The organism is Campylobacter sp. FU_497 (assembly GCF_025772425.1).
Lineage (GTDB): Bacteria > Campylobacterota > Campylobacteria > Campylobacterales > Campylobacteraceae > Campylobacter_D > Campylobacter_D lari_C.
Genome location: NZ_JAKMSC010000024.1, coordinates 1 through 18226, shown reverse-complemented (window position 1 = coordinate 18226; position 18226 = coordinate 1). Strand labels below are relative to the sequence as shown.

Below are 18226 nucleotides of genomic sequence, written 5' to 3'. Positions count from 1 at the left end.
ATATCTTCAGAAGTAAGCGAATTGAAAAAATCTTGAAATTCTCTTAGATATAAAATGATTACAATATTTTTAAAACCGAGTTCATTAAAAAAAAATTTAATAAGCTTGACTTTTTCTTTATCAGCAAACCACCAAGAAAATCCTTCATCTGAAAATAAGAATTTTTTATTTTTATTTAAATTAATCTCATTTTTTAGATTATCAATTTCATGTCGATAGTGTTCTGTCTTGATGTGGCAAATTAATTCATTAGAATTTCTATCAATTCTATTGTTAAAACATTCTTCTAAAATAGGTTTTAACATTCTATGTTGAATTCTATTCCACATAGTTGTACTTTGCGGACAATAAATTCCTTGCTTTTGCAATAAATCTATATTTTCTTTTAAAAACAATTGAATGCTTGTTGTCCCTGTTTTATGTGTTCCTATATGTACATAAGCTGTCATTTCCTATACCACTCCAACATGCTTTTAATCCCTTCTTCTAAAGAGACTTTATGTCTCCATCCTAGTTTATGAAGTTTGCTAGGATTGGTTAGTTTTATCATAGTTCCATCAGGTTTTTGAGTATTAAAATACAATTCCCCTTTAAAACCTACGATATCTTTTATAAGATACGCAAGCTCTTTTATGCTTATATCTATTCCTGTGCCTATGTTTATATGGGTATTTTTAATCTCTTTTTTATCGCTTATAAGATCTTTAAAATTTATATTTTCCATGATAAATACACACGCATCGGCCATATCTTCATTATATAAAAATTCTCTTCTTGCTTGACCACTACCCCAAATTTCAACTTTATCTTTATAAATTCCAAAATTTTCTAAATAATTTTTAGCTTGATTGATATCTTGTATCTTTAAGTCTTTTAAAACTTCTTGCATATTATCTTCGCTTAAAAGTCTAGCTAGATATATTTTTCTAAGTAATGCAGGTAAAACATGGGATGTTTCAAGGTTAAAATTGTCATTTTTGCCATATAAATTTGTAGGCATTACACTGATAAAATTGGTGTTGTATTGCAAATTGTAACTTTCGCACATTTTCATACCAGCTATTTTAGCTATAGCATAAGGTTCATTGGTGTATTCTAATTCGCTAGTTAAAAGCACTTCTTCATCCATAGGTTGAGGTGCATTTTTTGGATAAATACAAGTAGAACCTAAAAATAGTAATTTTTTTACTTTATTTAGATAAGAATAATGAATGATATTGTTTTGAATTTGAAGGTTTTCATAAATAAAATCAGCTCTATAGGTATTGTTAGCTAATATACCTCCTACTTTTGCAGCTGCTAAGAAAACATATTCTATGTTTTCTTTTTCAAAAAAATTTTTTACTGCTTGTTGATTTAATAAATCAAGTTCTTTTCTGTCTTTATAAATTAAATTATTATAACCTTTATCTTGTAAATTTTTTAATATAGCTGAACCAACTAAACCTTTATGACCTGCTATGAAAATTTTGGATGTTTTATTCATTTTATTCTTTCAAAAAAAGTATCGCAACCCATAGAAGCTATCTTTTTGTATCCTTTTTTTGTTAAAAACTGCTTAATTCCAGAAGTTTGCGGATAATTATCCTCTATACCTATTAGGTTAATTTTATATTTTTGAAAATCAATACTTTCTAGTATTTTCATCTCTCCACCTTCAACATCAATGGACATATAATCAATTTCTTGAATTTGAGGGTAATTCTTCATTATGGTTTCAAATTTAGCTCCCTGAATTTTTATAATTTCGTAAGATCCTCCATCTTGCTTGATTTCTCGGTGGATTCTCTCAAGGTGTTCTTTGCAATATTCATCTACAATTCCACTAAGCATTTGTGCCCCCCCCCTAATAGCCATAAATTGAACCTCACCATCAGTATTGCAAAGAGCTACATTGTATTTATCTGTATTGGGTCTATATTCAATACTTTTTTTAAAGACTTTTTCATCTGCCTCTATTAGTATTCCTCTCCAATTTTGTATATTATCATGTTCTAGTGCATAGGTATTGCTTAGAGTATAACCATCATTTGAACCAATGTCAATAAAAAAATAAGATTTTTTTGGTTTCTTGTTAGCGTAATATGCTCTGACAAATAAATCTTGGTTGTATTGACTAAGACTATAGCCAAAATATCCTCTTTTTTTATATAATTTATAAAAAAGAAGGAAGTTTTTCTTTTTTATAATACTTTTTAATAATCTTTGATATTTTTTACTTATCCAATTTATCATACTATCTCCTTATTTTTCCGATTTCATTATTCATAATACCTCATTATTTTATATCCACCTTGCTTAAGATAGACATCTTTATTCATAAGTTTTAAATCACTTTCCATCATATCATCAACTAAATTTTTAAGATTATATTCTCTATTCCAGCCTAGTTCTTTTTCGGCTTTAGAAGGATCGCCCAAAAGCAAATCAACTTCAGTAGGTCTAAAATATCTAGGATTTACTTTTACTACTACTTGACCTTTTTGAAGATGATTAAAATTTAAAGAAAGCTCTTTAGCTCTTTGCTGATCAAAATCTTCTATAAAACCTTCTTCATCCACTCCGCTTCCTTTAAAATTTAATTTTATCCCACAGTATTCAAAGGCAAGCTTCACAAAGTCTCTCACTGTAGTAGTTTTTCCAGTAGCTATAACCCAATCATCAGCTTTTTCATGCTGAAGTATCATCCACATCATTTTTACATAATCTTTTGCATGACCCCAATCTCTTTTAGCATCTAAATTACCAAGATAAACTATATCATCTAAATTTAAAGCTATTTTTGCAGCCGCGCGGGTGATTTTTCTAGTTACAAATGTTTCTCCTCTAACGGGACTTTCATGATTAAATAAAATTCCATTACATGCAAACATATCGTAAGCTTCTCTGTAATTTACCGTAATCCAATATGCATACATTTTTGCTACCGCATAAGGACTTCTTGGATAAAATGGAGTTTTTTCACTTTGTGGGGTTTCTTGCACTTTTCCAAAAAGCTCTGAAGTAGAGGCTTGATAAATTTTAGTTTTTTGAGTTAGATTTAAAAATCTCACCGCATCAAGTATTCTAAGCGTACCTATACCATCAGCATTTGCTGTGTATTCAGGTGTCTCAAAGCTAACATGCACATGACTCATAGCGGCAAGATTATAAATCTCATCAGGTTTAATCTCGGCTATTATTCTAGTTAAATTCATAGAATCAGTCATATCACCATAGTGTAAATAAAAATCATTATTTTTTCCATGATGACCTTCAAATAAATGATCTATTCTATCTGTATTAAATAAAGAAGATCTTCTTTTTATACCATGTACTTCATAGCCTTTATTGAGTAAAAATTCAGACAAATAAGCACCATCTTGTCCAGTAACTCCAGTTATTAATGCCACTTTTTTCATTTATATCCTTTTATAATCATCTTCTAATCTTACTATATCATCTTCACCTGTATATTCACCCACTTGAGCTTCTATAATTACAACAGGAATTTTGCCATAATTACTTAAACGATGTTTTTGCCCCATTTTTATATAGATTGATTCATTAGGTCTTACTAAATTTTCCATTCCATCTATTTCTACGCTTGCTGTGCCACTTAGAACTATCCAGTGTTCGTTTCTATGAAAATGTTTTTGCAAAGAAAGTCTTTTACCAGGTTTAACTTCTATACGTTTGATTTTATATCCTTTTTCATCTTCAAGTATAGTAAAACTCCCCCAAGGTCTATGCGTGCAAAGATGATTTTTACTTAGATTTTCATTTTCTTGAATAGCTTCATAAATTTGCTTTACTTTTTGAGAAGACGATTTTTTACTAATTAAAAGTGCATCTTGAGTATCTATGATAAATATATCATCAAGATCAATTGTGGCTATAAATTTCTTTTGATCGCTTGCATAGCAAAAGATATTATTAGAATCTAAAAATTTGGTATTAACATTAGAATAATTATTACCATTATTAAACTCTTTAGCTAGGCTTTCAAAGCTTCCTACATCACTCCAAGAAATGTCACTAGGTATCACTTTTACTTTGTTTGATTTTTCCATCAAGGCATAATCTATGCTTAGTTCTGGAATTTTCTCCATGTCTGCTGATTTGATTTTGATAAAATCATTTTGTATTAAAGCATTTTTATGCGCTTTTAAACAAAAATCATATATTTCTTTTGAATAAGCTTGCATTTGCTCTAAGAAAAAACTAACTTTAAACATAAACATACCAGAATTCCATAAATAACTTCCACCTTCTAAAAATTCTTTAGCTTTTTTAAAATTTGGTTTTTCTATAAAAGCTTCAACATCATAAGTATTTTTGGATTTAATATAGCCATATCCAGTATGCGGATTATCGGGTTTTATACCAAAAGTGACAAGATAATTATTATTTGCAAATTCTATAGCTTTAGCTATTGCTTCTTGATATACTTTTTCGTTTTTGATTAGATGATCACTTGGTGTAATTAAAACTATTTCTTCTTTAGATAAAGATAAGCAAGCTAAAGTAATAGCTGCTGCGGTATTTTTTGCTAGTGGTTCTAAAATAAATCTAGTTTTACTTGTGTTTGAAATTTGATCAAGAGCTAGGAAATACTGTTCTTCGTTGCATACTATTAAAGTATTAGAGCAAAATTTGGAATTTCTTTGCAAAGCTAACTCAAATAAAGATTTATCATCAAATAATTTCAAAAATTGTTTTGGCATTAGTGTTCTACTAAGTGGCCAAAGTCTTGTACCGCTACCACCGCAAAGAAGGATATTTGTCATTTATTCTACCCTCTAACCCTAAAATTTCTTTCTCTAAGATTTCTAATATTTTTTCATTAAAATGTTTATGTGAAAAAACACTAGCTAATTTTTTAATGCATTTTAAACTTTGTTTTTTATGCTCGTAATTTTGCCATAAAATTTCTTTATTTTTGTTTTCATATCTACCATTTTCGTTAAATTCATAGCGGTATATACATTCTTTTGATATAAAAAAAACTTTCACTCAACATAAAATTTATATAATTAAAAAGCACATCCTCTCCATAGCAAAGCCTTTCTTTGAAATCAATATATTCAAAACATTTTAAAATCAAATTTTTCCTATATACTTTTGCCCAAACACTCCAACAAAAATGCTTTTGATTGAGTAAGAAATTTAAAAAATCATCTTTATTAAAAAGCTCATCTTGTTTAAATCTATAAAATTTCTTAAATTTTACCCTATGTACATACGCATCAAACACTACCATATCTACATTTTTAATTTTTTCAAGCCCAAGCTCGCAAGCATTAAGCTCTAAATAATCATCAGGATCTAAAAACATTATATAGGGTGAACTTGAATTTAATACACCTATATTTCTACTAACAAAGGTTCCTAAATTCTCTTCATTGTATATGATTTTTATTCTATTATCTTTGCTAGCATATTCTTTAGCTATATCTATACTTTTATCATCTCCACAATCATCTACCACAATGATTTCTATATCTTTAAAAGTTTGATTTATACAAGTTTCTAATGCTCTAGCAATATATTTTTCTACATTATAGGTTGGCAGTATGATGGAAATTTGACTCATTTTAGCTCTTTAATTTTTGATATAATTATAGCTTTTATTTTTAAGGAAAATCATGAATATTTTTATCAACCTTCCTACTTGGCTTGGCGATGCAGTAATGGCTAGTGCGGCTATTTATGTTATAAAAGAAAAATACCCCCAAGCTAAATTTACTTTTTATGGTTCTTTTGTGGGCACAGAGCTTTTTAAACATTTTGAAAATGCTCAAATTTTAGTAGAAAATAAAAAGCAAAGATATAAACAAATTTTAAAAGCTAGAAAAAACCTTGGTAAATTTGATCTAGCTTTTTCGTTTCGCTCAGCATTTTCAAGCAAGATTATTTTAAATCTAATCAAAGCAAAAAAAAGATTTTATTTTGATAAAAATATTCTAAAAGAAGAACACCAAGTCTTAAAATACTTAAATTTCATAGAAAAAGCCTTAAATTTTAAAGCTACTTCAAATGCTTTAAAGCTTCCTATAAAAGCAAAATCAACTCAAAAAATTTTAGGTATAAACCCGGGTGCGCATTTTGGAAGTGCGAAAAGATGGGAAGCGAGCTATTTTGCAAGGGTAGCAAAAGAATTTAGCTCCACGCATCAAATTTTAATCTTTGGAGTAGAAAGTGAGAGAGAAATTTGTGATGAAATTGAGCATTATCTTTTAAAAGAAGGCATAAGGGTAAAAAATCTTTGTGGTAAAACTAGCATTTATACTTTATGTAAAAATATTTCTATGCTTGATTTACTCATCACAAACGATAGTGGTCCTATGCATATAGGTGCAGCTTATGGGGTGAAAACGGTGGCTGTTTTTGGCTCTACTAAATTTAGTCAAACCTCGCCTTGGCAAGAAAATGCTAAAATAGCACATTTAAATTTAGCTTGTATGCCTTGTATGCAAAAGGTCTGCCCTTTAAAACATCATAAATGTATGAAAGATTTAAAGCCTGATGTGGTAATAAATTTAGCAAAAAATTTTTCAGGAGTATAAATGGTTTTTAGTTCTTATGAATTTATATTTATATTTTTACCTATAGTTTTAATTATATTTTATATGCTTAAAAAATTTAATCATATTCAAAGCGCAAAATTATTTTTAGTCTTAGCAAGTTTATTTTTTTATGCCTTTTGGAAGATTGAATATGTTTTGATTTTATTGCTTTCTATGGGTGTGAATTTTTATCTTGCAAATTTAATTTTACTTAACAGGGGGAGGATAAAGCTATTATTTTATAGTGGTGTGTTTTTTAATTTAGCTTTACTTGCTTTTTTTAAATACACTGATTTTCTTTTAGAAAATTTTAATGTATTTTTTCAAATAGTCCAACTAGATTTTAATATTCCTTTGCCGCATATATTACTACCTTTAGCTATATCTTTTTTTACTTTTCAACAAATTGCTTTTTTAGTAGATTGTTATAAAAGAACAAATATAGAAAGTTTAAAAAGTGAAAATACATATAAAATAAATATTTTAGATTATGCTTTGTTTATAACATTTTTTCCTCAACTTATAGCAGGTCCAATAGTACATCATAAAGAAATGATGCCTCAATTTAAGAGTATGCTTTGGAATAATTCTATTCTTATTAATTGGGAAAATATAGCTAAAGGATTATTTATATTTTCTATGGGTTTATTTAAGAAAGTATATATTGCTGATTCTTTTGCGCTTTGGGCTAATGCAGGGTTTAAGATAGTTGAAAATGGAGGTACTTTAAATATTTTTGAAGCTTGGGCAACTTCTTTATCTTATACTTTTCAGCTTTATTTTGATTTTAGTGGCTATTGTGATATGGCTATAGGTATAGCTTTATTTTTTAGTATAAAACTTCCTATTAATTTTAACTCTCCTTATAAAGCATTAAATATAAGTGATTTTTGGAGAAGATGGCATATAACATTAGGTAAATTTTTAAAAGATTATTTATATATACCTTTGGGTGGTAATAGGGTTTCTAAGATTATAAATTTAAGAAATCTTTTTATAGTGGCTTTTGTAAGTGGAGTATGGCATGGAGCTGGATGGGGTTTTGTGATATGGGGAGTGTTGCATGGACTAGCTATGGTACTTCATAGAATATATACTTTTATAACCCCAAATGCCAAATTTAAAGAAAATATTGTTTATAAAATATTTGCATGGTTTGTAACTTTTAATTTTATTAATCTTGCGTGGATATTTTTTAGAAGCGAAAATCTTCAAGGTGCTATAAATCTTTTAAAAGCTATGTTTGGTTTAACTTGGGTAGATTTACCAATAAAATGGCATAGAATGAAAGAATCTTTAGCGCAAATTAGTGGTAGTAATGAAACTTTAATTTATATTATCATTTGTATGATTTTATGTATTGGGTTTAAAAATAGTATTGAAAAACTTGAAAATTTTAAAGCTAGTTATATAAATTCTTTATTAGTCATGCTTTTTTTATATATAGCTTTGATAACTTTAGGAGTAGTTCCTTATACTGAATTTATTTATTTTAATTTCTAAGGATAAAAATGTTTAAATCGTATAAAAAATTTGTAATTTATTCTTTATTAATACCTTTGCCTTTTATATTGTTTTTAGGAGTTTTACTTTATGTGTATGATCCATTGCAACTTTATCATGAACCTTGGTTTAGAAAAAAAACATATTACAATGATTTAACTATTAGCTCCAAAGGTATAATTGATCACAATAAATTTGATTCTATAATTTTTGGAACTTCAATGCTTCAAAATACTTCATCTTTTGAAGCAACTTCTAAACTTGGAGGGCAATTTATTAATTTATCAATAGGTGGAAGCACTTTTGAACAAAGAAAGATTATTTTAGATTATATATTGCAAAAACATACTATTAAGCATTTAGTAATATCTTTAGATGAATTTGCAATTATGGATGTAAAATTTCAAAATTTTTCTAATTTTAGCTATTTATATGATCAAAACACCTATAATGATTTAAAAATTTATCTTAATAAAAAATTTATTTTTTGTGCATTGAAATTTTCTAGTAGTAAAAAATGTGTTGGAGGTGATACTGAGTTAGAAAATTTACCAAAATGGATTAAAAGTCCGATTGCGCAAAAACAATTTGGAGGGATTGAAAATTGGGTTAAAAATATAGAAGAGGGTGTTAGAGAGGATATTAAAAAAATTATGCAATTATATAATGGAAATTACATACATGATTATTCGAGTAAAGATCTTAATGTTTTAAAAAATCATATTGATATTTATATATTTAACTACGCTAAAATGTATCCAAATATTCAGTTTTCTTTAATCTTACCAACTTATTCTAGAGTTTATCACAAGATGGCACAAGTTGATTTTCAATATTACCAACAATGGTTAGATTTGATAAAATATATTATTTTAAAGTCAAAAACACTTGAAAATATTAAAATATACGGATTTGATGATTTAGATTATGCAGATGATATTGCAAATTATAAAGACTTAAACCACTATAATATAGATATGAATTCAATGCAACTTGATGCTATTAAAAACCAAACAAATATTTTAACGCCTGAAAATATGGATGAGTATTTTAAAATCATGGAAGAAAAAATCAAAAATTATGATTTAAATCCTTTAATTGAGCAAATAAAAGCAAGTGGTATTTTAGATAAATAGTGCTAAGAAAAGCTTTTTTGCATGAAAACCTCTTGCAAAAGCTTGATAAATGTGTTAAACTTAACAATCATTTTTAATCAAGGAGCTTTTTATGACTAAAGCAGATTTTATTTCTCAAGTTGCTCAAACTGCTGGGCTAACTAAAAAAGATGCAACTGCAGCTACTGATGCAGTAATCGCTACTATTACTGATGTATTAGCTAAAGGTGATAGCATTAGCTTTATCGGTTTTGGTACATTTTCTGTAGCTGAAAGAGCTGCTAGAGAAGCTAGAGTACCAAGCACTGGTGCTACTATCAAAGTACCTGCTACTAAAGTTGCTAAATTTAAAGTAGGTAAAAACCTTAAAGACGCAGTTGCTGCTGCTAAAACTGCTAAAAAAGCTAAAAAATAATTCTTTGCGCAAAAGTTAAAAAACTTTTGCGTTTTTCTTCGTAGTTAAGTATTAATTTTCTTTTGATATTGTTTTTAAAAAATTAGTAAGGAAAACAATGTCAGTTTATAATAATATCTTAGATTGTATAGGTAATACCCCGATTATTTCTTTAAAAGAATTTGCTCCAAATCTTTATGCTAAATGTGAGTATTTTAATCCAAGTCATTCTATAAAAGATAGAGCGGCTGTGGAGATGATAAAACAAGCTTTAAATGAAGGTAAGATTAATCAAGAAACAACCATTATAGAAGCTACAAGTGGAAATACCGGCATAGCTTTAGCAATGATTTGTGCAAGCTTAAAGCTTAAACTTATCATAGCTATGCCTGAGACTATGAGTGTTGAGCGTAGAAAAATGATGAGTTTTTTTGGTGCAAAGCTAGAGCTTACTCAAGCAAGTAAAGGCATGCAAGGAGCGCTTGATAGAGCTAATGAGCTTTTGAGTGAAATTCCAAATTCGTTTATGGTAAGTCAATTTGAAAATATCAACAACAAAAACGCACATAGAAAAAATACTGCTTTAGAAATTTTAAAAGCTTTACCCGATCTTGATATTTTTTTAGCAGGTTTTGGTACAGGTGGGACTATTAGCGGGGTAGGAGAAATTTTAAAAGAACACAATCCTAATATCAAAATCATAGCCTTAGAACCCGCATCTTCGCCACTTTTGAGTCAAAATACCGCTGCAAGTCATAAAATTCAAGGTATAGGTGCAAATTTTATCCCTAAAATTTTAAATCAAAAAATCATAGATGAGGTAGTTTGTGTAAGTAATGAAGATGCTATAAATACAGCCTTAGAGCTTGGTAAAAATGGCATAATGGCAGGAATTTCAAGTGGGGCAAATGTATATATGGCTAGAAAAATTGCTTTAGAAAACCCTGATAAAAAAGTCTTGACTATGTTAAATGATACAGCCGAGCGATATTTGTCAACTGATTTATTTGCAAATTTATAATTAGGGGTGTGTATGAGTCAAAATAATGAGCATTTTGATTTAGATCTTGAAAGGGCGATTTTAAGTTCTTGTATATATAGTGAAGATTCTTTTTTTAGTGTTTCTTCGGATATTGAAATTAATGATTTTTCGCTCAAAGCTCATCAAGATATTTATAAAGCTATTTTAGCTTGTGTGAATGCAGGTGAGCCTATAAGTGCAAGTTTTATAAGAAAACATAAAAAAGTAGATGAGCAAATTTTAGCTGAAGTTTTAGCTACTACTTCCATAGCAGATGTGAGCAAATACGCTTATGAATTAAGAGAAAAGTCCATTAGACGCCAACTTTTAAATTTTGCTTATACTATACCTACAAGGGTTAATGAAGATAAAAGCATTTCTCAAATTTCAGATGAAATAGGCAAAGAGATTTTTAATCTTACAAACCGTGTAAATAGTAATAGTATTAAAGATATGACTATGGTTATGTCTGAGCTTATGGATGAGTTTAAAAAGCAAAAAGAAGCAGAAAATAAAGACATTTTAGGACTTGATACAGGCTTTAGTGAGCTTAATAAAATGACAAAAGGCTTTAAACCTGGCGATCTTGTAATCATTGCTGCACGTCCTGGTATGGGAAAAACTACAATTTGTCTTAATTTTATAGAAAAAACATTAAGGCAAAATAAAGGTGTTGTAATGTTTTCACTAGAAATGCCTGCTACGCAAATCATGCAAAGATTAATCAGTGCAAAAACTTCCATTCCTTTGCAAAAAATTCTAATCGCAGATTTAAACGATGATGAGTGGAGTAGAGTGGGTGATGCTTGTAATGAATATGCGCAAAAAAATCTTTATATTTATGATAGTGGTTATGCTAGTATAGCTGATATTCGTTCGATTTTACGCAAAATTAAAGCTCAAGATGAGAGTATTGAGCTTTGCGTAGTTGATTATATCGGTCTTATGATGAGCAATTCAGCTTTTAATGATAGGCATTTACAAGTGAGTGAAATTTCAAGAGGCTTAAAGCTTTTAGCAAGAGAATTAAATATGCCAGTAGTGGCACTCTCACAGCTTAATCGTTCATTAGAAAGTAGAGCAAATAAGCGTCCTATGCTCAGTGATTTAAGAGAAAGTGGTGCTATAGAACAAGATGCAGATACGATTTTATTTGTATATAGAGATGAGGTTTATAGAGAACAAGAAGAAAAAGAAAGAGAAAATAAAGCTAAAAATGAAGGCAAAACTTATGAGAGAAAATTTATGCCAAATCCTGTGCAAGAAAAGGCTGAGCTTATTATAGGTAAAAATAGAAATGGCCCTGTAGGGCATGTGGATTTGCTTTTTTTAAAAGAAAAATCATGCTTTATTGAAGCTCCAAAAGAAGATTTTGTGGTTACAAACTTTGAAGGTTAATTCAAAGGGTAACCATAATTTTTATGCATAAAAAGCTCTAAATCTTTAAAATCGATTTTTCCCATCAGCTCTTTTACGAGCTGTTTGTATACTATTTTTCCATCTTTGACCACAAAGGCTGCTCTTGCTAGTAATCCTGCAAATATACTATCGCCTATTAAAACTCCATAATTAGCGCCAAAATCTTTAAAAGCAAAATCGCTTGCTACAATAATATCATCAACCCCTTCAGTAGCACAAAAACGATCCATAGCAAAAGGTAAGTCCATGCTAATAACAATCACTTCAATGTTTTTTATAGATGCCAATCTTTTGTTAGTTTCTTTAGCTTGTTTGGAACATACTTGAGTGTCTAAGCTAGGAAAAGTTAGTAAAATTTGAGTTTTTCCAGGTGGTGCTATTTCTACTGAGGCAAGATTTTTAGTTTTTAAAGTCACTTTTGGAGCATTATCGCCAATTTGTAGTTGATTTCCTGTGAGTTTTATGTTTTGTTTTTTATATATAATGCTTGACACAATTTTCCTTTTTATAATAAAATCATCTTAGCTAAAAGTAAAAAGCTGAAAAAACCCAAACCATCAGTAATTGCAGTAATCACAACACTTGAACCTACCGCAGGATCAATTTTAAATTTTTTCAAAGTTAATGGCACAAAAGAGCCTACAAAACCGGCTAAGGCTAGATTAATTAGCATTGATAAGGCTATAACAAGTCCTAAAAGGGCTGTTTTAAACCATATAAAAGCTATAATACTCATAACGCTAGCAAATATAAGCCCATTTAATAAAGAAATTCCACTCTCTCTTAATATAACTTTTTTAGCATCTTTAAATTCTACTTCATTGAGTGAGAGTTTTCTAACTGTTACCGCTAAGGCTTGTGAGCCTGTGTTACCTCCCATGGAAGCTACAATAGGCATAAGTACTGCTAGAGCTACAAGTTGTTCTATTTCACCTGAAAAAAGACTGATGATATTAGCTGAGATTAATGAAGTGGTAAGATTAATCATGAGCCAAAAAGCTCTTGCTTTAGCTGCTTTAAAAGCACTTTCTTCTTCAACATCTGCATCAACTCCGGCTAAATTATAAATTTGCTCTGTTGCATTTTCTTGGATTAAATCATGAATATCATCATAAGTAATTCTACCCAAAAGCACTCCATCATCATTTATAACAGCCAAAACACTTAAATCATAATCTTCTACTATATCAATAGCCTTTTGTATATCTTCATGATCTTTAATGCTATAACATTTATATTTTTCATTGTTGTTTTTAATAATATCTGCAAAACTTAGTTTAAAATCCCAAAGTAAGAGATCGCTTAGGTTGATAGCATTGCAAAGCTTTCCTTGATTATCTATGATATAAACTTGAAAAATTTGATCCACTTGTCCTGAGTGTTTTAAAATTCTATATCTTTTAATGGCCTTTTCTATACTTTCATTAATAGAGGCTGTGAAAATTTCTGTTTGCATATAAGCACCAGCGGTATTTTCATCATAATTTTTAAGGCGTAAAATTTCTTCTTTATCTTCGGAGCTTAAGCGGTTTAAAATGGCTAAAGTTTTTTGTGGATTTAGCTCTTCAAAACGCTTAATTAAGTCTGTTGCATCATCACTTTCAAGCTCTTCTACTGCTTTTGCAATCTTTATAATGCTTAAGTTTTCTAAAATATCTTCTAAGATATGTTCAGGCGTTATAGTAGCTACATTTGCAAGTGTGTAAGTATCAAAAGATTTAAGAGTTTTTAAATAAAGCTCTTCATCATGCCTTTTAATAGTTTTTAAGGCTTCATTGATTTCATAGGTACTTTGATCTTTGAAAGTATTTTTTAAAAGTTCTTGTGCTTCTAAAAAATCATTCATCATCTCAAAGCTCCATAGAATTTTCTATATTTTGTTCTTTTGGTGGATTTTTATAATTTTCATCAATGCTTTGCAAGCGGTTTTCATACTCTTTTGCCATTTTTAAAAATTCTTCTTTGTTTTTTCCACTTAAGCTTGATTTTGGAATTTTAACTATAGTTTCAGGATTAATTGCTTTATTATTTAGATAAAGTCCAAAATGCAAATGTGGTCCAGTACTCATACCAGTAGAGCCTACATAAGCAATCACTTGTCCTTGCTTAACTTTTTGTCCGCGTTTGATTTTTGCAAAGCGACTAAGATGAGCATATAAAGTCATATAGCCTGACATGTGTTTTACTTGTACAACCTTACCATAACCACCTTTTGTCCCAACAAAGCTAATCGTTCCATCTCCTGCACTTTTAACTGGAGTACCCGTTGGAGCTGCATAGTCAATACCTAGGTGTGCTCTATAGCGTTTTAATATAGGATGGTATCTTGCTCTAGTAAAACGATCTGAAATCCTTGTATATTTGACAGGTTTGGTTAAAAAGAAATTTTCAAGCTCTTTTCCTTGAGCATTGTAATAAGAATCTTTATATAAAAAGACAGAATATTCTTTACCTCTAATGTTAGCTAAAGCTGCTTGGATATTAATATCGCCAAAAAGTCTTCCTAGTCTTCTTTTTTGCTCATAAATTAATACTACACTATCACCTTTTCTGACATTTTTAAAATTAACACTATTTTTAAAAGCTCTTACCATGGCTCTTGCTAAGGTTACGCTACCACTTTCATCATAGACATCTTGATAAGCTGAGTTGTTAATAGCTACGCGAATGGTTCTTTTTTCTTTAGTGTAAGAAATTGGAGTAAAACTTAATACGAATTTGTTTTCATTATTTTTGTAAATATGAATTTGTAAATCATCACTGATTGGAATTAAAACTTGCTCAAGCTCGCCTTGCTCATCTTTTAGCATTTGGTATTTAACACCACTTGTGATTTCTGCGCTTAGTTCTTTATCTTCGGTGTCAAGATTATAATATAAATTAAGTGGTATAGAATGATCTTGTAAAAAATCAAGCAAGGTTTTGCCATTTTCCCAAGAAAGTTCTTCAACACTTGAAATAGCAAAAAGTTTTATGGATATAAGTAAAGATATGAAAATTTTTTTCATGATAATCTAAAGCCTTCTAAAATTTAAACATAAATTTGTATTTTACTTAATTTTTCTTACAATTTTGTAAGGAAAAAACAATATAATTTATTTTTTACACTTTTTAAGGAGTATAAATTGTCAAGAATTATCTTAATACTTTGCTGTTTTTTAGCATTTTTGCAAGCTAAAAATTTTGATTTAATACAAACAAAACTTGAAAAAGTAGATGATATTTATGGTTATATAAAAGATGATCCTAGAATTTTATTGCACTCAAGTGGTATAGTTGTACATGAAATTGATACACAAAAATCTATCATTGCAAGAGCTAGTGTGATAGGACGTGAAAATGGCTTAGTTAAATTACAATTTAAAGTTTTTGATATGTTAGCTCAAGATGCTATGCCTTTGCCAAATGTATTGCCGCAAGTAGGTGATAAAATAGTTTTAAATTATTTATACGATAGAGCTTTGATTATAGCTCCTGATAAAAGTGTGTATGATTTTATAGCGCAAAAATTAAATGGAATTTATTTTTTACACCCTGATTTATTTGGTGCTCATATGATACAAGAATACCGCCAAACCCCAAGAAGATCAGATTTTAGATCTTTTTGTTCAAAAAATGCTGTTGGGCTTTTAGTGGTAGCTTTAGAAAATAAAGCTGAGATAGTTGATTGTCAAGACTTTGGTAAGATTGAAGAATTTGCCATACCGCAAGCTCAAAGTTTACAAATTCCATTTTATTCAAGAATTACAGGTTATAAAAGTGATATTTTTAGCTTAAATGATGAGGCTATTGGAAATTATTATGTATATTATGAAAAACTAATTAGCTTAACTAGAGAAAAATAATGCAAGAAATTCATCAAAAATTCTTTCAAGATCTTTTAGGGGTTGAAAATGCGCATTTTGATCCTATCCATAAAAGAGCGTATAGTTATGATGCTACTAAAAAGCATTATCTGCCTGATGGGGTGCTTTTTCCAAGAGATGAAAATGATATTAGTCAAATTCTAAAATATTGCAATGAAAATAAAATCATCGTCATTCCTAGGGGCTCAGGTAGTGGATTTACCGGTGGAAGCTTAGCTGTTAACGGTGGAGTGGTGTTAAGCTTTGAAAAACATATGAATAAAATTTTAGAAATTGATCTTGAAAATTTAGTCGCAGTGGTACAGCCTGGTGTGATAAATATGGCTTTGCAAGAAAAAGTAAAAGAATATGGTTTATTTTATCCACCTGATCCTGCTAGTATGGAGTATTCTTCTTTAGGGGGAAATGTAAGCGAAAATGCAGGGGGTATGAGGGCTGCTAAGTATGGTATAACTAAAGATTATGTAATGGCCTTAAGAGCAGTTTTACCTAATGGAGAAATTATTAGAGCAGGCAAAAAAACCATAAAAGATGTAGCAGGCTACAATCTAACTGGAATTTTAATAGCAAGCGAGGGATCTTTGGCTGTACTTAGTGAGATTACATTAAAACTAGTTGCTTTGCCAAAGTTTAAAAAGACAGCTATGGGGATTTTTAACAGCATTGATGAAGCGATGAATGCAGTTTATAAAACTTTAGCTAAAGGTGTAACCCCTGTATCTATGGAATTTTTAGATCAATTAAGCATACAAGCATTAGAGCAAAAATTCCAAAAAGGTTTACCTATGGATGCGGGTGCGATTTTAATCGCTGATGTAGATGGTAATGTAGAAGAGGCTTTGGAAGCAGATTTAAAAATCTTGCAAGAAAGTTTTTATGAATCTGGCGTAAGAGAGTTTAAAATAGCAAAAGATGAGCAAGAAGTAGCTGATATTTGGTTTGCTAGAAGAAATTGTTCTCAAAGCATAGCAATGTATGGAAATTTAAAGCTTAATGAAGATATTACAGTGCCACGTTCAAAACTACCTGAGCTTTTAAAAGGCATAGCTGAAATTTCTAAAAAATATGGTTTTAAAATCCCTTGTTTTGGTCATACTGGCGATGGGAATGTGCATACTAATGTAATGGTAAGCGATAAAAACAATCCTGAATTAGTTAAAAAAGGCTATGAAGCCGTGGAAGAGGTGTTTAAGCTTACGGTCTCTTTAGGTGGGACTTTAAGTGGAGAGCATGGCATAGGAATTTCAAAAGCTCCTTTTATGAAGCTTGCTTTTAGTGAAGCTGAAATGGACTTAATGAGAAATATCAAAAAGGCATTTGATCCAAATAATATACTCAATCCTTTCAAAATGGGACTTTGATGAGTTTTAAAAACTTATTTAAAATTCTTTTAGCTTTAAGAGATAAAGAAATTTTAAATTATGCTGCGGCTTTGAGTTTTTATACTATCTTGTCTTTAATACCACTTTTGTTTTTGTGTTTTTGGGTTTTTACCCAAATTCCAAGTTTTGAAATATATCAAGAAAGAATTAAAAATTTAATTTTTACTTTTTTAATCCCAACTCAACAAGAATTAATCATACAATATATCAATACCTTTTTAAAAAACAGTGTAAATTTAGGACTTATAGGGCTTTTAGCTATGGCTTTGACTTCTTTGGCTTTTTTTTCAGGTTATGATTATGTGATTAATAAGCTTTTGGAAGAAGATTCTAAAAGTCTTTGGCACAGTATAAGTTCTTATTGGACTTTAGCAACCTTAACCCCACTTGGGCTTGGAGTGAGTTTTTATATTTCAGGTTTTATACAAAAAACCTTAGATGATTTTAATATTGCTTTAAATTTTTTTGAGATTTTACCTTATGTGATTATATGGGCTTTATTTTTTGTATCTTATTCAAGTTCAGTAAGCAAAAAAGGTGATTTAAAAACCTTACTTATTAGTTCTTTTGGCGCTTCTGTGATTTGGTATATTTCTAAGATGATTTTTGTGTATTATGCTGTATATAATAAAACTTATTTAAATGTATATGGTTCTTTTTCTGTAATATTATTTTTCTTTTTGTGGATTTATATTTCTTGGATTATTTATCTTTTGGGATTAAAGGCTTATTTGCTTTTAAATCAAGAAAATAAAGGGAATAAGCCCAAGAGAAATTATAAAAAGAGCTAAGTATTTATTAAATATAGCGATTAAAGATAAAATTAAATAAATACAATAAAACACAAAAGGTATTGATAGATTAATCGCATGCATTTTAAACTCAAAAAAATGCATTAAATATAAATCTAATAAATTTCCATAAGAAAAAATATGCAAGATTAAAACCAAAGGATAAAATATTATAAAGGCTAAGCTT

At 29.3% G+C, this 18226-nt stretch carries 18 protein-coding genes and 1 pseudogene; 9 read left to right on the top strand and 10 right to left on the bottom strand.

Annotated features, from left to right (window positions below):
* From L8W68_RS07815 to L8W68_RS07790, 7 genes and pseudogenes are all read right to left on the bottom strand, one after another.
* A pseudogene (locus tag L8W68_RS07815) lies at nucleotides 1-449 on the bottom strand (acyl carrier protein); the annotation flags it as partial.
* Entirely contained in the window at nucleotides 446-1486 is a 1041-nt protein-coding gene (locus L8W68_RS07810; RefSeq protein WP_263675698.1) for a GDP-L-fucose synthase family protein, read from the bottom strand. The pseudogene L8W68_RS07815 and the gene L8W68_RS07810, both read right to left, overlap by 4 nt.
* Nucleotides 1483-2235 carry an FkbM family methyltransferase gene (locus tag L8W68_RS07805; RefSeq protein ID WP_263675697.1) on the bottom strand — a complete coding sequence of 251 codons (753 nt, stop codon included), beginning with the start codon at nucleotides 2233-2235 and terminating at the stop codon, nucleotides 1483-1485. The genes L8W68_RS07810 and L8W68_RS07805 overlap by 4 nt, the downstream gene beginning before the upstream one ends.
* Nucleotides 2236-2261: 26 nt before the next feature.
* Entirely contained in the window at nucleotides 2262-3401 is a 1140-nt protein-coding gene (gene gmd / locus L8W68_RS07800; protein WP_263675696.1) for a GDP-mannose 4,6-dehydratase, read from the bottom strand.
* Entirely contained in the window at nucleotides 3402-4769 is a 1368-nt protein-coding gene (locus L8W68_RS07795) for a mannose-1-phosphate guanylyltransferase/mannose-6-phosphate isomerase (RefSeq protein WP_263675695.1), read from the bottom strand.
* Complete coding sequence (locus L8W68_RS08290) at nucleotides 4741-4995, bottom strand: hypothetical protein (protein ID WP_412175564.1); 255 nt, start codon at nucleotides 4993-4995, stop codon at nucleotides 4741-4743. Before L8W68_RS08290 ends, L8W68_RS07795 begins: the two co-directional genes overlap by 29 nt.
* The gene (locus tag L8W68_RS07790) at nucleotides 4952-5575 is read right to left on the bottom strand and encodes a glycosyltransferase family 2 protein (RefSeq protein ID WP_412175563.1); all 624 of its coding nucleotides are present in this window, start codon (nucleotides 5573-5575) and stop codon (nucleotides 4952-4954) included. The genes L8W68_RS08290 and L8W68_RS07790 overlap by 44 nt, the downstream gene beginning before the upstream one ends.
* Before the next feature lie 52 nt (nucleotides 5576-5627).
* Here L8W68_RS07790 and waaF point away from each other — a divergent pair, with 52 nt between their 5' ends.
* The 6 genes from waaF (at nucleotide 5628) to L8W68_RS07760 (ending at nucleotide 11979) form a co-directional block, all read left to right on the top strand.
* Nucleotides 5628-6548, top strand: a complete 921-nt coding sequence (waaF, locus tag L8W68_RS07785) for a lipopolysaccharide heptosyltransferase II (protein WP_263675694.1) — start codon at nucleotides 5628-5630, stop codon at nucleotides 6546-6548.
* Complete coding sequence (locus L8W68_RS07780; protein ID WP_263675693.1) at nucleotides 6549-8051, top strand: MBOAT family O-acyltransferase; 1503 nt, start codon at nucleotides 6549-6551, stop codon at nucleotides 8049-8051.
* A gap of 8 nt (nucleotides 8052-8059) precedes the next feature.
* A complete protein-coding gene (locus tag L8W68_RS07775; RefSeq protein WP_263675692.1) occupies nucleotides 8060-9187 on the top strand; it encodes a hypothetical protein in 1128 nt (375 codons plus the stop codon).
* A gap of 91 nt (nucleotides 9188-9278) precedes the next feature.
* On the top strand, nucleotides 9279-9581 hold the full coding sequence (locus tag L8W68_RS07770; RefSeq protein ID WP_039619003.1) for an HU family DNA-binding protein: 303 nt from the start codon (nucleotides 9279-9281) through the stop codon (nucleotides 9579-9581).
* Nucleotides 9582-9678: 97 nt separating this feature from the next.
* Nucleotides 9679-10581: a cysteine synthase A gene (gene cysK, locus L8W68_RS07765; RefSeq protein WP_263675691.1), complete on the top strand. Its 903-nt coding sequence runs from the start codon at nucleotides 9679-9681 to the stop codon at nucleotides 10579-10581.
* A gap of 12 nt (nucleotides 10582-10593) precedes the next feature.
* Nucleotides 10594-11979 carry a replicative DNA helicase gene (locus L8W68_RS07760; protein ID WP_133319711.1) on the top strand — a complete coding sequence of 462 codons (1386 nt, stop codon included), beginning with the start codon at nucleotides 10594-10596 and terminating at the stop codon, nucleotides 11977-11979.
* Here L8W68_RS07760 and tpx read toward each other — a convergent pair.
* From tpx to L8W68_RS07745, 3 genes are read right to left on the bottom strand one after another with little or no spacing between them, the layout of a single operon-like run.
* On the bottom strand, nucleotides 11976-12494 hold the full coding sequence (gene tpx / locus L8W68_RS07755) for a thiol peroxidase (RefSeq protein WP_263675690.1): 519 nt from the start codon (nucleotides 12492-12494) through the stop codon (nucleotides 11976-11978). The two genes, L8W68_RS07760 and tpx, sit on opposite strands and share 4 nt — an antisense overlap.
* 11 nt (nucleotides 12495-12505) lie before the next feature.
* Nucleotides 12506-13849: a magnesium transporter gene (gene mgtE / locus L8W68_RS07750; protein ID WP_412175562.1), complete on the bottom strand. Its 1344-nt coding sequence runs from the start codon at nucleotides 13847-13849 to the stop codon at nucleotides 12506-12508.
* Between the two features lies 1 nt (nucleotide 13850).
* A complete protein-coding gene (locus tag L8W68_RS07745) occupies nucleotides 13851-15008 on the bottom strand; it encodes a peptidoglycan DD-metalloendopeptidase family protein (RefSeq protein ID WP_263675688.1) in 1158 nt (385 codons plus the stop codon).
* Nucleotides 15009-15134: 126 nt separating this feature from the next.
* On the opposite strand from L8W68_RS07745, the gene L8W68_RS07740 reads away from it, so the two are divergent.
* The 3 genes from L8W68_RS07740 to L8W68_RS07730 are packed head-to-tail and all read left to right on the top strand — an operon-like array spanning nucleotide 15135 to nucleotide 18039.
* On the top strand, nucleotides 15135-15845 hold the full coding sequence (locus L8W68_RS07740) for a plasminogen-binding N-terminal domain-containing protein (RefSeq protein ID WP_412175565.1): 711 nt from the start codon (nucleotides 15135-15137) through the stop codon (nucleotides 15843-15845).
* On the top strand, nucleotides 15845-17227 hold the full coding sequence (locus L8W68_RS07735; RefSeq protein ID WP_263675686.1) for an FAD-linked oxidase C-terminal domain-containing protein: 1383 nt from the start codon (nucleotides 15845-15847) through the stop codon (nucleotides 17225-17227). The genes L8W68_RS07740 and L8W68_RS07735 overlap by 1 nt, the downstream gene beginning before the upstream one ends.
* Nucleotides 17227-18039, top strand: a complete 813-nt coding sequence (locus tag L8W68_RS07730; RefSeq protein ID WP_047208533.1) for a YihY/virulence factor BrkB family protein — start codon at nucleotides 17227-17229, stop codon at nucleotides 18037-18039. The genes L8W68_RS07735 and L8W68_RS07730 overlap by 1 nt, the downstream gene beginning before the upstream one ends.
* Nucleotides 18040-18226: the final 187 nt, after the last annotated feature.